This window comes from Streptomyces sp. NBC_01294, assembly GCF_035917235.1.
Lineage (GTDB): Bacteria > Actinomycetota > Actinomycetes > Streptomycetales > Streptomycetaceae > Streptomyces > Streptomyces caledonius.
The window spans coordinates 5,647,498-5,661,105 of the sequence record NZ_CP108423.1 but is presented as its reverse complement, the minus strand read 5'-3'; the positions used below and the strand labels follow the sequence as shown (position 1 = coordinate 5,661,105).

The 13,608-nt window shown below is 70.8% G+C and carries 12 protein-coding genes and 1 tRNA gene; 4 read left to right on the top strand and 9 right to left on the bottom strand.

The annotated features are described in order from the left end of the window. Positions 1-45: 45 nt before the first annotated feature. From OG534_RS25560 to OG534_RS25545, 4 genes are all read right to left on the bottom strand, one after another. Complete coding sequence (locus tag OG534_RS25560; protein WP_326590997.1) at positions 46-273, bottom strand: hypothetical protein; 228 nt, start codon at positions 271-273, stop codon at positions 46-48. 252 nt (positions 274-525) lie between these two features. Beyond that, complete coding sequence (locus OG534_RS25555; RefSeq protein WP_326590996.1) at positions 526-1,290, bottom strand: hypothetical protein; 765 nt, start codon at positions 1,288-1,290, stop codon at positions 526-528. Between the two features lie 291 nt (positions 1,291-1,581). After that, a complete protein-coding gene (locus tag OG534_RS25550) occupies positions 1,582-2,493 on the bottom strand; it encodes a YncE family protein (RefSeq protein ID WP_326590995.1) in 912 nt (303 codons plus the stop codon). Positions 2,494-3,607: 1,114 nt separating this feature from the next. Further along, positions 3,608-3,682, bottom strand: a tRNA-Val gene (locus OG534_RS25545). Positions 3,683-3,787: 105 nt separating this feature from the next. On the opposite strand from OG534_RS25545, the gene OG534_RS25540 reads away from it, so the two are divergent. The 3 genes from OG534_RS25540 to OG534_RS25530 all read left to right on the top strand — a co-directional run bounded on the left by OG534_RS25540 (position 3,788) and on the right by OG534_RS25530 (position 6,251). Then, on the top strand, positions 3,788-5,032 hold the full coding sequence (locus OG534_RS25540) for a hypothetical protein (RefSeq protein ID WP_442807150.1): 1,245 nt from the start codon (positions 3,788-3,790) through the stop codon (positions 5,030-5,032). Positions 5,033-5,398: 366 nt separating this feature from the next. Then, positions 5,399-5,953, top strand: coding sequence for a DUF4383 domain-containing protein (locus OG534_RS25535; protein ID WP_326590993.1), 555 nt, complete (start codon positions 5,399-5,401; stop codon positions 5,951-5,953). A 79-nt stretch (positions 5,954-6,032) separates the two neighbouring features. After that, positions 6,033-6,251 carry an FmdB family zinc ribbon protein gene (locus OG534_RS25530; RefSeq protein WP_326590992.1) on the top strand — a complete coding sequence of 73 codons (219 nt, stop codon included), beginning with the start codon at positions 6,033-6,035 and terminating at the stop codon, positions 6,249-6,251. 93 nt (positions 6,252-6,344) lie between these two features. Here OG534_RS25530 and OG534_RS25525 read toward each other — a convergent pair whose 3' ends face one another. From OG534_RS25525 to OG534_RS25510, 4 genes are all read right to left on the bottom strand, one after another. Further along, entirely contained in the window at positions 6,345-7,004 is a 660-nt protein-coding gene (locus OG534_RS25525) for an O-methyltransferase (RefSeq protein WP_326590991.1), read from the bottom strand. Further along, on the bottom strand, positions 7,001-7,831 hold the full coding sequence (locus tag OG534_RS25520; RefSeq protein ID WP_326590990.1) for an HAD family hydrolase: 831 nt from the start codon (positions 7,829-7,831) through the stop codon (positions 7,001-7,003). Before OG534_RS25520 ends, OG534_RS25525 begins: the two co-directional genes overlap by 4 nt. Continuing rightward, a complete protein-coding gene (locus OG534_RS25515) occupies positions 7,828-10,419 on the bottom strand; it encodes a phosphoribosyltransferase (RefSeq protein ID WP_326593833.1) in 2,592 nt (863 codons plus the stop codon). The genes OG534_RS25520 and OG534_RS25515 overlap by 4 nt, the downstream gene beginning before the upstream one ends. Before the next feature lie 107 nt (positions 10,420-10,526). Further along, complete coding sequence (locus tag OG534_RS25510) at positions 10,527-11,693, bottom strand: HpcH/HpaI aldolase/citrate lyase family protein (RefSeq protein WP_326590989.1); 1,167 nt, start codon at positions 11,691-11,693, stop codon at positions 10,527-10,529. 194 nt (positions 11,694-11,887) lie between these two features. Here OG534_RS25510 and OG534_RS25505 point away from each other — a divergent pair, with 194 nt between their 5' ends. Further along, entirely contained in the window at positions 11,888-12,634 is a 747-nt protein-coding gene (locus OG534_RS25505; RefSeq protein ID WP_326590988.1) for a TerD family protein, read from the top strand. A 213-nt stretch (positions 12,635-12,847) separates the two neighbouring features. Here OG534_RS25505 and OG534_RS25500 read toward each other — a convergent pair whose 3' ends face one another. Next, positions 12,848-13,588 carry a TerD family protein gene (locus OG534_RS25500; protein WP_326590987.1) on the bottom strand — a complete coding sequence of 247 codons (741 nt, stop codon included), beginning with the start codon at positions 13,586-13,588 and terminating at the stop codon, positions 12,848-12,850. Positions 13,589-13,608: the final 20 nt, after the last annotated feature.

Below are 13,608 nucleotides of genomic sequence, written 5' to 3'. Positions count from 1 at the left end.
CCTGGCACGCGTCTGGCACGCTCGATGTACCAACCGGGGGATGTATCAGCGGTCGGTCCTCTCGGAGATCTGCCGAGCCAGCTCGTCGACCACTTGCGGCACCATCGGGCGAGCTCCTTCCTCTTCCAGAGCGAGGGCAAGGGCCTGCCGGACCGTCGAATACGGCTGCCCGGCGTGCGTCGCCCGCGTCCGGTCGATGCCGCGTTCCATCTTCTTCAGGAATGCCGACACCGCCGGCATGGACTTCTCGTACTCGCTCGGGTCCGCGGTCATGGTCAGAGCGGACCAAATCGGAAAGCCCCCCGTCAACCACGCCAGACGTCAGCCAACGCCGGCTGTGCACGCTGTCCAAGCCTGTTGGTCCAGGTCGGGCGCGTATCCCGGCTCGTTCACCTGCGTTCGCGTCCGGTCGGCTGCTAGCCGAGTAGTGCCTTTCGGCCTCTCCTGAACGGCCCCGGACGGAGCTGAATGAGGCGAAAACTGAGACGGGAATCTGGTCGGTGTGACGGTCGGGCAAGCCAACCGTCAGAAGGGAGGATCGGTGTCGCAGCCGCCCCACTGCTCGCCTACCCACGGCGCAGGCTTGACTTCCGAGTCGCAGAATGCGAACCGTTCCCGGCGGATCTGTAGCCCTGCAGTGTCCTCACCCCAGCTCGCAAGAGCCTCGATCGCCCTCTCCTGGTACTGCCACACCTCGCTCGCAGCCAGGACCTCTCGCAGTAGAGGGATCAAGGTGACTCGGTGGTGGAGTAGGCGCGGGTCGTCCAGCAGCGGGATACAGGCGGAGACAGCTGCCGCGCGCACATGGCTGTCGGAGTCGTGGAGGAACGCGGAAACGGCACGAAAGAGCTGTGGTCGAATTCGGCAGATCTCGATGAACGGCGGATAGTCCTCGGGCGGGAACCCGAAGCGGCGACTGAACTCTGCAGCTTCGTCGTCGGCGTCATTGGCCACGGAGTCGAGCCACCCCAGCAACTCGGCGCGCATCGGCCCAGGGAAGCCGTGTGGGCCTTTGTCGACGGGCCAGAGGGTGCGTTCATCGCCGAGGATCCCCGCCACGTACAGGGCTGCCGGGGCGGTGGCGGTGTACAGGGTGTTCTGGTGGTGAACTATGTGATGCAGGTCGTCCAACGCCCGGGACCTCACGTGCTGATCAGCGCCCAGAAGTCCAATCAGCATCTCTGGGACGTTATCGGCCGGTCCGTAGGCATGTTCCACAGCACCCCAGTGCGTCGCGGCCAGCACCTCAGCGGGATCTATCGGCTCAGCGAGCTCCTGGTCGAGAGTCACGCTGCGAGTATGACAGCGCCCATGAGGCGCTCAGGACCAGAGCTTGGGGGATCGCCGCCCCCTCGTCCGGTGCGCCAGCGGCCGGCGACCGTGAAGCCGCCGGCCGTGCGCCCTTCTGATCCGTAGCTCTAGCCGGATCGGTCAGCGACGGTCATTCCGGTCGCTCTGGGCCCCGGCGAGACGCTACCGGACGGAAGCGGTCGCTGGGGTTGCGGTACGTCACTGCTGTACTCCATGCGGCGCAGTCAGCTCGCGAGGTTGCCAGGAGCGTTTCATCTCGATCGGCCGCCACTAGAAGACGACAACTCCGGTCGGTCTGTCGCCGACGATGACGGGGGGCTCGATCACCTGGTTGGTAGCAGTGTTGATCACCGACACGTTGTCACTGAAGAGGTTGGCCACGTAGGCGCGACGGCGTCGAGGGTCCACAGCCACTCCGGCTGGGGCGTCGCCGAGGCCGCCGATGGTGGCGACTACCTGGCTATTAGCGGTGTTGATCACCGACACGGTGTCGTCGAAGAGGTTCGTAACGTAGGCGCGTGGGCGTTGGGGGTCCACCGCCACCCCTTGGGGGGTGTCGCCGACGGTGATGGGGGACCCGACCACCTGGTTGGTGCTGGTGTTGATCACGGAGACGTTGTCGTCGTTGGCGTTGGTCACGTAGGCGCGGGCACGGCGCGTATCCACCGCCACCGCGAACGGGCCGTCGCCGATGCCCTCTGCTTCGGTGATGGTGTCGATCACCGCGTTGGTGTTGGTATCGATCACCGAAACGCTGTCGTGACCTTCGTTGGTCACGTAGGCGCGGGCGCGGGTCGGGTCCACCGCCACCCCAAGTGCGCTGGTGCCGAGGCTGATGGTGTCGATCACGGCGTTGGTGACGGTGTTGATCACCGACACGGTGGCGTCGCCAGCGTTGGTCACGTAGGCGCGGGCGCGGGTCGAGTCCACCGCCACCCCGAACGGGCTGAGGCCGACGATGATGGGGGGCCCGACCACCTGATGGGTGCTGGTGTCGATCACCGACACAGTGCCGTTCACGATGCCGTCGCCGTTGTTGGCCACGTAGGCACGGGCACGAGGCAGGTCCACCGCCACTCCGATGGGACCGTCGCCGATACCCTCGGCCGCGGTGATGGTGTCGATCACCGCGTTGGTGCTGGGGTCGATCACCGAAACGCTGTCGTCGTCTGTGTTGGTCACGTAGACGGGGTCGCTGTGCCGAACTGGATTCTCGGCTGTTGAGGCGTACGGGGTGACGCCGGGCGACAGTGCAGTGCATAGTGCAACCAGGCCCCCAACCACCCATGCGCGCCGACGGTGACGGGCCCGCTTCGACCTCTGATTCCTACGTCGCTCGGGAACATGGGTGCACTCATCCCGGCTGGTGTGCATACGCATCTCCTGACAGGGTGGCCGCGTCTCGTGTTTCAGCTAGCCGGGTATGGCTGCCGGGCTGTGCGCGGCTGCGGGTGATCCAGTAGCAGCATCCTCAAGTCGGTTTTGGCCCTTGCCAGGGAAGCTCGGCCGAACGAATCACCAATGTCACCAGTTCGGATCGTCAGATTAGGTCGGCGGAGTGGCTTTGCGGGAGCTGCCCACACCTACTCCCGCACCTCTGATGACCCCACATCAACCACGACTGCCCCTGGCTCCCATCCCGTCTGCCGTCGACCCACACGTACGTGGAGCGGGCGCGGGCCCTGGCGTCCAGGTGGAGCGCCCAACTGGACGAACGACCTGGACGCCAGGGCCCGTGTCTGCTCGGCTTGCCTGGGTCGACGGTAGACGGGATGGGAGCCTCCCCACACTCACCACGACGTACCGGCACCCGCGTACGGCGCCCCCGCCATCCCGGAGTCAGAGCGCCCCCGCCGGAGGCATCGTTCTGACGTGAGCGGAACCCGCCGCCCAAGGCACCGCGGGTTCCCTCCATCAACCCGAGCTGGAGGCGTGGGCCGACGGCCGGGCTGGAGCGGGGCGGAGACAGGAGCGCAGGCCCGGGCGACGGGCGCGCTCGCCGCGCCTGCGCGGCGGGTGCCTTGATGAAGTAGAGAAACTCTTACCGCACGGGCTCGGGGCGGAGTTCGTCGAGGAGTTTGAAGGAACGTTCATTGCTGGTGTGGCTGCCGTGCTTTGGCTGCTGGCTTGAACTTGGCTGCCCGGCCCAGTGCGCTCGCGCGGCGCGTGCCGAGCTACGCCGCGCGAGGGGGTACCGACCCCTCAGGGTCAGGTGTGGCCGCTGCTGACCGACCCCGTTGGTGTCAGGTACGGATGCCAAAGGCCCCCAACCGTGATCGGTTGGGGGCCTTTGTGGTGGTGGGCGCGGACGGTTTCGAACCGCCGACATCTGCTTTGTAAGAGCAGCGCTCTACCCCTGAGCTACGCACCCGTGGATGAGTGGACAGCCTACATGGCGGGCACACCCCCCACGCAAACCCGTTCCCGTGGGGGAGAATGGATCGGGGCATGGCGGACACGGCACGGGAGAGGGATTGTGACGACGGCATCCCGGCGGTGGTTCGGTGGGCGGGACGAGAGTCGGCGGGCGGATGCGCAGGCGGCGAAGGATGCCGCCGCGGCCGCGTTCTACGAGCTGGATACGGCGCAGCGGGATCTGCGGATCTCGATCGAGACGATCGCCGCGGCGGACGGGTCGCCCGCCGCGCGGCAGGCGACCGAGGGGTTCGCCGCGCTCGGGCAGCGGATCGACCAGGTCAGTCACGTCTACATCGAGGCGGTCGACGCGCACGACTTGGACCGGGCGGAGCTGGAGGCATCGGTCGCCCTGCGGGCGCGGGACCAGTTGACCCGGGCGCGCGACGAGCTGGTGCGGGTCCAGGGGGAGCTGGAGCGGTTCGCGCAGGGGTTGCAGCCGTTGCTGGACAAGGCCGAGACGCAGCTCGCACGGGTCGCGCCGGCCCGGGAGCGGGCCAGGGCGGCGCTGATCGGAGCCAGCGATGCGCTGGACGCCGTACGGGCCAAGGGGATGCGGGCCGATGATCTGGCGGCGCGGCTGGCGGCGCTGGGGCCCGAGCTGACCAAGCTGAACCAGGGTGCGGCCCAGCACGGCGTGCAGGAGACGGTGCAGCGTGCCGACCGGATCCTGCGCGACGCCGAGGCCATACGGGCCGAGGCGGCGCGCCTGCCGGAGCGGGCGGCGGAGATCGACCGGCGGCTGGTGAGCCTGCGGACGCGCGCGCAGGCGTTGCGCAACCGGGCGGACCGGGTGGATCCGGTACTGAGCGAGTTGCGGCGGCGGTTCGCCGCGGCGTGCTGGCAGGACCTCCAGCACGTCCCCGACCAGGCGGTACGGGAGGTCGCCGACGCCGAGGACCGGCTCACAGAGGCCGGCCGGGCCCGGGACGAGCAGCGCTGGGCCGACGTCGGGACGCTGATCGAGGCGGTCCGCGGCTCGCTGGACGCGACGGACGAGGCGGTGTCGGCGGCGCAGGACCGGCTGACGCGGCTGGAGGCGGTGGCGCGAGATCCGCAGGCGGAAGTGGACCGGACCCGCTTCGCGATCCGGGACGCGCAGCGCCTCGCGATGGCGGGCCGCAGCGTGCCGGATCCGCGGCATGCGCGGCCGCTGGACGCTGCGGTGGCGCGCGTGGGCCGCGCTCTGGAGGGACTGGAAGGGCGGCACCCGGACTACTGGGCGTTCCTCCACGAGATGGAGGACGTACGGGTTGCCGTGAACCGGGTGGTGAACGAGATCCGCGCGGAGCGCGGCCACGGCTGAGCGGTCGGAGCGTGGTGGGCCGGGCCGGCTGCCCGGGCCGGGCCGGCCACCCGGGTCGACTTGTCCTGGCCCGTGGTCCGGCGGATGCTGGAGGGACGAGCCTGAGTGACGCGTGCCCGAAGGGCGTGTCCCGAGGCAGAGGAGGGCGGTATGGCTGCCCACACGTTCCACATGTTCCACAAGTCCCGTGCGTCCGGCGCGGCCGCAGCGGCCCCGGTGCCGCATGAGCATGAGCATGAGCATGAGGCTCATGGGGCTTATGCGCCTCATGCGCTCTACGGGTGTCACGAGCCGCATGAAAACTATGCGCCGTACATCGCCCATGAGCCCTATCCGCCGTCCCACCCGCCACAGGACTCCCCCGGGATGCTGCGACGCCTCATGCGTCCCGTCAATGCCAAGCTCGACGAGCACCTGCCCACCGATCACAAGCTGAGCAAGGTCTACCGGGTCGGCGCCGGCCTGACCGGGCTGCTGCTGGTCGTCTTCGGCATCCTGGGTCTCGTCGACCAGGTCGGGTTCTTCGACACCGGCGGGGACACGGTGCTCGCCCTGAACACCAACGGCGCGCTGAGCGTCCTCTCGATCTGTATCGGAGGGCTGCTGTTCGTCGGCATGGTGGTCGGCGGTGCCTTCGCCTCCACCCTGAACATCGTGATCGGCGTGGCGTTCATCCTGAGCGGATTCGTCAATCTCGCCCTGCTGGACACCGGTTTCAACTTCCTGGCCTTCGAGATCCAGAACGTGCTGTTCAGCTTCGTCGTCGGCGTGATGCTGATGTGGTTCGGGATGTACGGGCGGGTGGGCAGCGCCCTGCCGCACGACAATCCGTACTGGCGCGCCCGTCACCCCGAGCAGGCGGCCCGTGAGGACCGGGCCCGGGCACGGCTCGGACCGTCCGTGGCGCACGGAGGGACGTAGACCGTCCGTGGCGCACGAAGGGACGTAGAGGGCGTAGCGCACGTAGCGCACGGCAGGCGGGCGCGCTTAGCCTGTGCGCATGCCTCGATACGAATACCGCTGCCGGACCTGCGACGACACCTTTGAGGTCAGCCGGCCCATGGCCGAGTCCTCCGCGCCCGCCGACTGCCCCGCCGGGCACGCCGACACCGTCAAGCTGCTGTCGGCCGTCGCCGTCGGCGGGACGAGCAGTGCGCCCGCGCCCGCCCGGGCGGCGGGCGGCGGCGGGGGCTGCTGCGGTGGCGGCGGCTGCGGCTGAACCCCGGCCCGCCGCCACCCGCCACCCCACCACCCCGCCACCCCGCCACCCCGCCGACCGCCCGGTCGACCCCGCCCCGCCGGACGGCGGCGCTCAGCGCTTGCGCGAGAGGGTCAGGCCGTCCGAGATCGCCAGGAGGACGGAGTCCATGCGCGGGTCCGCCGTCACGTGGTCGTTGAAGGCGCGGACCCCCGCCGCCGAGCCGGTGGCCGACGTGTCGAGGACCGTGCCGTGGTACAGCGTGTTGTCGGTGATGATCAGCCCGCCCGGGCGCAGCCGCGGCACGAGTTCCTCCCAGTAGGCGATCTGGCTCTCCTTGTCCGCGTCCACGTAGGCCAGGTCGATGTGGGGTTCGGCCGGCATCGCGCGCAGGGATTCCAGGGCGGGGGCGATGCGCAGCTCGATGCGGTCCGCGACGCCCGCCTCCTCCCAGGCCTCCCTGGCGTACGCCGTCCACTCCTCGGAGACGTCGCAGGCGATGAGGCGGCCGTCCGCGGGGAGCGCCTGGGCCATCGACAGGGACGAGAAGCCGGTGAACGTGCCGACCTCGACGATGTGGCGTGCGCCCGTCAGCCGGACCAGGAAGGCCAGCAGCGGCCCCTGCTCCTCCGCCGACTGCATTCCGGCGACGTCCGGGAACTTGGCGTAGGTCGTCGCCACCAGCCCCCGCTGGACGGCGTCCAGCGGGGGGTTGTGGTCGAGCATGTACCGGTAGAGCTCGTCCGTGATCTTGGTGCTGTTGCCCTTGGTCATGCGTCCAGTCTGCCGAGTCGGTCCGCCTCGCGGGTGAACGCGCGCACTATTTCCTCGCCGGCCAGGACGCCCGCCGTGGCCAGGGCCGTGACCGTGGGCGCCGTCCAGGCCGCGTCGGCCAGTTCGCCGTGGCCCGGGCGCCAGGCCGCGTCCGCCGCCAGCAGCAGGTCCGCGTCCAGCAGCGAATCGCCGGCGGCGAGGGTCGTGGAGGCTCCCGTGCGGCGGGCGACCTCGTACATCGCCGCGCTCTTGGTGAGCGGGCGCGGGACGGCGTAGATCTTCCGGCCCTGCAGCGAGACCGTCCAGCCGCGGGCCTCGGACCACTCCGCCAGGGACTTGAGCCATTCGTCGGGGACCAGGGCGCGCTCGACGACGAGGTAGGCGAAGAGGTCCTCCGCCACGCGCGCCTTGCGCAGCCACGCCGGGTCGGCCGCGGACAGCAGGTGCTGGTGGACCTCCTCCAGCGGGGCGCATTCCTGCGCCAGGCGGGCGGCGACCTGCCGCCGCCAGTCCCGGTCCGGCACCCCGTCGACGAGCAGCTGCCCGCCGTTGGCGCAGATGGCGTAGGCGGCCGGGCGGCCGGGGAAGCGGATGCGCTGGTACTGCTTGCGGGTCCGGGTGGTCGTCGGGACGAAGACCACCGAGGGGTCGGCCGTCAGCTCCGCCAGCAGTCCCGCCGCCGTCTCCGTCATGTAGGACAGCGGCTTGCTCTCGTGGACCTCGACGCACAGCAGCCGCGGGGCCTCCGGGTCGGGCATGGTCAGACCGAGGGCGGCCGCCGAGTAGATGAGCGTACGGTCGAGATCACTGGCTACGAGGACAGTCACTTCGAGGCCACAGCCTTTCCGTCGGCGCCCGTGGCGCCGCGCGTGAATCGGGGGTGGATGAGTCCTACACACGTGTAGGGCAGCCCGTCGACCTCTTCCACCGGGACCCCGCGCTGCTCGGCGAGCAGCCGTACGTGGTCCAGGTCGGCCCCGGCGCCGCGCTGCGCCAGGATCTTCCACGGCACCCGGCGCAGCAGCACGCGGGTGGCCTCGCCGACGCCGGGCTTGACGAGGTTCACGTCGTGGATGCCGTACTCCTCGCTGATCCGCTCGACCGCCGCCCAGCCCTCCCAGGTCGGGGTGCGGTCGGCTGCGAGCAGCTCCTTGACCTCCTCGTCGACGGCGTCGGCCACCTCGTCGAAGTGGGCGGCGACGGTGTCGACGAAGTCGACGGAGACGTCGGCTCCGGCGAGTTCGCGGTAGAACTTCGCGCCGTGGAAGTCGGCGGGTCCGACCAGGTCGGACCTGAGAACCGTACGCGAGATGAGACCGGACACGGTGGAATTGAGACAGGCGGAGGGGATGAGGAAGTCCTCGCGGGTGCCGTACGTGGACACGCACGAGCCGGGGTCGGCGAGGACGACGATCTCCGGGTCGAAGCCCGGGCCCCCCATTTCCTGTTGGTGGGCCTGCAGGGCGACCTTCAGCTCGCGGGTGATGGCGCCCTTGCCGGTCCAGCCGTCGACGAAGACGACGTCGGCCGGGTCGTGGTGGGCGGCCAGCCAGCGCAGGGCGTTGGCGTCGATGCCGCGGCCGCGCACGATGGAGACGGCGTAGTGCGGCAGGTCCAGGCCGTGCCGGGCGCGGGCCCAGCGGCGCATCAGGACGCCGACGGGCGTGCCGGCGCGGGCCAGGGAGACCAGTACCGGGGACGGGGAGCGTTCGGCGAGGACGGTCTCGGTGACCGTGCCGACGGCCCGTGCCATGCGGGTGGCGGAGGCGGCCAGCGCGCTCCGGTAGAGCTCCTGGTACTGGGCGGTCGGCTGGTACTCGACGGGCAGGGACTCGGCGTAGTGCGCGCCGCCGGCCTGGATGGCCTCCTCGCGCTCCTCCGTCGGGGCCTCCAGCTCGACGTCGGAGAAGTCCTGGAGCAGCCAGCCGACGTCCTCGGGGGCGTACGAGGAGAAGGCGGGACCGCGCAGCGGCTGCTGCGTGATCGGCGGGTACGAGTGCGCGGTCGGCGCGTGCGGTATCGGCGCGTGCGTGGTCGGCGCGTGCGTGGACGGCTCGGTCATGGTCGGCTTCGGCTCCCGCCGGTCGGGGGTGTAGGACGGGACGACGGCCAGGACGACGCGGCCGGTGTGCGGGGCGAGGGCCGCGAGGAGTCCCGAGTGCAGCTCGGGGGTGTCCCCGGCCGAGTCCACGACGGCGACGACGGCGTCGAAGCCGGCGCCCGCCGTGCTGTGGACGTTGTAGGCGTAGCGGTCGCCGGGTCCGTCGGCCGGGGCGTCGTGGGCCGGGAAGACCAGGCGGGTGCGGATGGCGTAGCCGGGGTCGTCCACGGCGAGCACCGGGGAGCGGGTGGTGGTCGAGAAGCGGACCTCGCGGGCCGCCCCCGCCTCCTCCAGGGCCTTGGCGAGGCGCAGCGGCGCGTACATCAGCTCTTCGTTGCCGAGTACGAGTATCCGTCCGGGTACGTCGTCGCCGAGCGCGGCGGTGAGCTGGGCGGTCAGGTCCGGGAGGGCCGCCTCCAGCCGGGCGCGGTGGGTCGGGGTGAAGCCGTGTCGGCCGCCGTCGGGGACGTCCTTGGGCCAGTTCAGGTCGACGCGCGTGAGCGGCTGCGGGCCGTCCGCCGGGGCTCCGCCCAGGACCCCGCTCCTCGAACGCCGGAGGGGCTGATTCTGCGCAGCCCGCGCCTCGTACTCCTCGACCAGCGCCCGGCCCTTGGCCAGGACGCCCTCGGGCAGGGTCACCGTGCCCGAGGCCAGGGCTATGAGGTCCACCCGGGCTCCCAGCTCGGCGGCGAAGGCGGTGAGCCGGTCGCGGTCCTCCGGGGAGCGCATGTCGACGAGGGCGACGACCACGTAGTGCGCGCGGGGGTGGCGGGCGTGCAGATCGCGGATGGTGTTGAGGACGGTGTTGCCGGTGGAGAACTCGTCGTCGACGAGGACCAGCGGGCCGCCGCCTGCGAGCAGCCGCGGGTCCTCGGGGAGCAGCAGGTGCGAGGTGGCGTGCGAGTGCGCCTCCTCGAAGCCGCCGGCCGCCTCCACGCCCGGCACGGGCCGGCGGGTGGAGTGCAGGTAGGGGGCGGGGCCCAGGCCGTCGGCGACGCAGTGGCCGAGTCCGGTGGCGGTCTCGGCGTAGCCGAGGACCACCGCGGCCGCGGCTGCGTCCTCGCCGAGCAGCGCCCGCACGCGTTCCCCGAGCCCGTACCCGGCGGCGTACACGACCTGCGGGGACTGCGGGACGTGCTTGCCCAGCACCTGCGAGACCAGCAGGTGCGCCCGCTTGGGGTTGCGCCGCAGGGCCAGTCCGAGCAGCTCCGTCAGCCGCGGGCCTCCTTCGGAGTCCTGCAGGCTCACGCCCAGCCGGTCCGCGACCCAGGTACCCGACCACACCGCTTCGATCGTCTCGCCCTTCCTCGTCATCTCTGTCTTCTGTGTCTTCCGTGTCTGCTGCGTCTGCTGCGTCTGCTGCGTCTGCTGCGTCTGCTGCGTCTTCTTCAGCATCGGCGTCTTCTCGTGCAGGTGCCTGCTCACACCTGGAGCCCGGCCGTGAGCAGGTCGACGAAGCCGACCTCCTCCTTCGCCACACCGAAGACCTCGGCGCGCAGCATGGTGCGCTCGGCCCAGGCCCGGTGGGGCTTCACCTCGTTCATCTTGTTCGTGTAGGCGGAACGCATCACTCCGCCGCCGCCGCGCTCGGGCCGCAGGATGTCCTGGGCGTCGCAGAACTCCTCGTGGGAGACCACCGACAGGGCGTGCACGGGCGTGACGTGGGCGGGGTGGATGCAGGTCTTGCCGAGCAGACCGTTGGCGCGGTCGAGTTCGATCTCGCGCAGCAGTCCGTCCAGGTCGTGCTCGATCAGGGCGGTGCGCAGCTCCTCCACGCCCTCCTCCAGGAAGGGGCTGCGGCGCAGCTGGGGCTTGAAGAGGCGCTGCTGGCTACGGAAGTACTCCCAGACGGGGCCGGTCACGGTGAAGCCCGTGCCGTCGGCCCGGCTGAGGACGTTGACGACGTCGGCGATGACGCCCGCGACGATCTGGACGTCGTAGGCGGTCATGTCGGGGGTGCGCCGCAGGCCGTACGCGGAGCAGAAGTCGGTCACGCCCAGCCGCAGGGCCAGGACCCGTTCCCGGTAGGCGTTGACCGTGCGCGAGATGCCGGCGAGGGCCTCGACGCGGGTTTCGAGGTGGAGGAGTTCCGGGGTTTCCAGAACGGGCATGGCATACAGGCGGGGCTGTCCGCTGACGGCTTCCGCCTGGGCGACGGCTTCGAGGAAGGCGATGCCGCGGCTCTCGTCGAACTTCGGGAGCACGAATCCGGCCAGCCGCCGCACGGAGCCGCCCAGGCGGCGCACCAGGTCGGGTATCTGCTCGGGCGTGCGGACCCGGATGAAGAGCAGCGGGAGCTCCGTGGCGTCGGCCTCGAGCTCGGCGAACTGCCGGACGAGGTTCTCCTCGGCTCCGGCGACATCGGCGTCGCTGATGGAATCCTCCAGGCAGAGGACCATGGAGACGACTCCGCGGCCGGCCTGCTTGCGGATGTCCGCGGCGAGCGTGGGCCGGGTGGCGGGGCTGTACAGCGTGGCTCCCAGCGCCGCCGCGAGGACGCGTGCCGGGGAGGCCCCGGTGAATTCCGCCGGTTCCTGATGGAAGAGGTCCTTACGGACGGTGGGCGATATATGCCCAAAGTGACGCATGTGCTTCCCCCGTACTGCCTCGGCGGCCCAACTGGCATGGCCGGTAATAGTACGTACGAACGCGAGTCAAGAGTTCCTCAAGCACATGAAGTTCAGGTAACCCTCTTGCACCATGCCCAGGTCTCGCGTTCGATACAAGGCCCTACGGGGGGCCGCATTGTCGCGCTCCACCCCGGGAGGGCAGGATGACGTGCATGACGCACGCGATGCAGAAGGGCTCGAACATCCCGGTGGCCCCCGTGGCGGTCCGGGCGGTGCTGCGCTGGACTGGCGGCCCCGAGGTTCCGGACGTGGACGCCTCCGCGCTGCTCGTGGGCCCGGACGGCCGGGTGCGTTCGGACGAGGACTTCGTCTTCTACAACCAGCCCCGGCACCCCTCGGGGGCCGTCTGGCGGCTCGGCAAGAAGCAGATCGGTGACGCGATCACCGACGCCGTCCAGGCGGATCTGCGCACGGTGACGTCGACGGTGGACCGGATCCTGGTGGTCGCCTCCGCCGAGGACGTCCCCTTCGAACGGGTCCACGACCTGCGGATCCTCCTCTACGACGCCACCGCGACCGGCGGCTCCGAACCGCTGGCCTACTTCGACGTACGGCCCGAGACCGGCGCCGAGACGGCGCTGATCTGCGGGGAGCTGTACCGGCGGGGCGAGGGATGGAAGTTCCGCGCGCTCGGCGAGGGCTACTCCGACGGGCTGGTGGGCCTGGCGACCGACCACGGGATCTCGGTCGACGAGAACGCCGCCGAGCCGGCCGCGAGCCCGGCGGCCGGGCCGACCTCCGAGCAGACGGCCGCCATGGCCCCGCCCACGCAGGCCCCGCCGGCCGTGCAGCCCGCCTACGGGTATCCGCAGCCGGTGTCCCCGGCCCCGGTGCCGGGTCCGGGCGGCGATCCGTCCTTCCGGCTGCCGGTGCAGGGCCCGCAGTTCATCCGCCGCTGACGGCGCTGGCGGCGCTGGCGGCGGCGAGGGCGCCGACGGCGGCCCGGGGCTCCGGTCGGCGTCGGTCCGCGTCGGCCGGCTCCGGTCGGCGCTGGTAGGGCGTCGGTCCGGGGTGTGCCGGTCGGCGTCGGCGGGCTCCGGCCTGCGCTGGTCGGCTTCGGTCGCGGTCGGCTCCGGCTCCCCGCCGCCGCCCCGACCCCGCCCTGCCCCCCGTCAGCTCTTGGTGCTCTTGTAGCCCCGCCCCCACTGGAGCCCCCAGCCGTACAGCCGGTCCAGCTCGGCCTGGAAGCCGTACACGAACTTCACCTCGCGCCGTACGACGAGCTCGCCCTTGACCTTCTCCAGGGAGACCACCGCGCAGGAACGGGCCTGCGGGTGCCGCTCGTCCAGCGGGATCTCGATCCGCGGCCCCGTGACGGGATAGAGCGTCACCATGGCGTGCGTCCGGTCGAAGGCCGGGGTCTGGTCGTAGATGTAGACGAAGACCAGCAGCCGCTTGATCTCGTCGGCGTGGTCGAGGTTGATGTAGAGGGTCTCCCCCGACGCCGAGCCGAACCGGTCGTCCCCGCTGAGCTTCACGTACGGCGGGTCGTTGAGGTCGCCGAGCAGGTTCCCCAGCGGCTGCACGGCGCCGCGGGTGCCGTCCGTCAGCTCGTACAGGCAGCCCATGTCGAGGTCGACGTTGACCATGCCCTGGGTGTGCGCCTGCACCATGTCCGGCTTGAACAGCTTGAACGGGTGCCGGAAGAGCTGGCCGCTCTGGCCGGAGCGGCCGCCGATGTCCGAGGTGCGCATGCGCCAGGACAGATTGACGCGCAGATTGCCGTGGACGGCCCCCTGCTTGGTGAGCGACACCGTCGCGTGCCGCTTGTTCAGCTCGATCGCGTTCGACGAGGCGCTGCCCGACTGGAACTGCACGGCGCGGCTGCCCATGATGCCGTCGAAGAAGCCCATCCCCTACCCCCTGGTCCCCT

Bases quoted from the DNA above. Each gene is read 5' to 3' on its own strand.
- OG534_RS25505 (WP_326590988.1), top strand. From the start codon at position 11,888: ATGACGCACGCGATGCAGAAGGGCTCGAACATCCCGGTGGCCCCCGTG.
- OG534_RS25510 (WP_326590989.1), bottom strand. From the start codon at position 11,693: ATGCGTCACTTTGGGCATATATCGCCCACCGTCCGTAAGGACCTCTTC.
- OG534_RS25535 (WP_326590993.1), top strand. From the start codon at position 5,399: ATGCTGCGACGCCTCATGCGTCCCGTCAATGCCAAGCTCGACGAGCAC.
- OG534_RS25560 (WP_326590997.1), bottom strand. From the start codon at position 273: ATGACCGCGGACCCGAGCGAGTACGAGAAGTCCATGCCGGCGGTGTCG.
- OG534_RS25500 (WP_326590987.1), bottom strand. From the start codon at position 13,588: ATGGGCTTCTTCGACGGCATCATGGGCAGCCGCGCCGTGCAGTTCCAG.
- OG534_RS25525 (WP_326590991.1), bottom strand. From the start codon at position 7,004: ATGACCAAGGGCAACAGCACCAAGATCACGGACGAGCTCTACCGGTAC.
- OG534_RS25530 (WP_326590992.1), top strand. From the start codon at position 6,033: ATGCCTCGATACGAATACCGCTGCCGGACCTGCGACGACACCTTTGAG.
- OG534_RS25515 (WP_326593833.1), bottom strand. From the start codon at position 10,419: ATGACGAGGAAGGGCGAGACGATCGAAGCGGTGTGGTCGGGTACCTGG.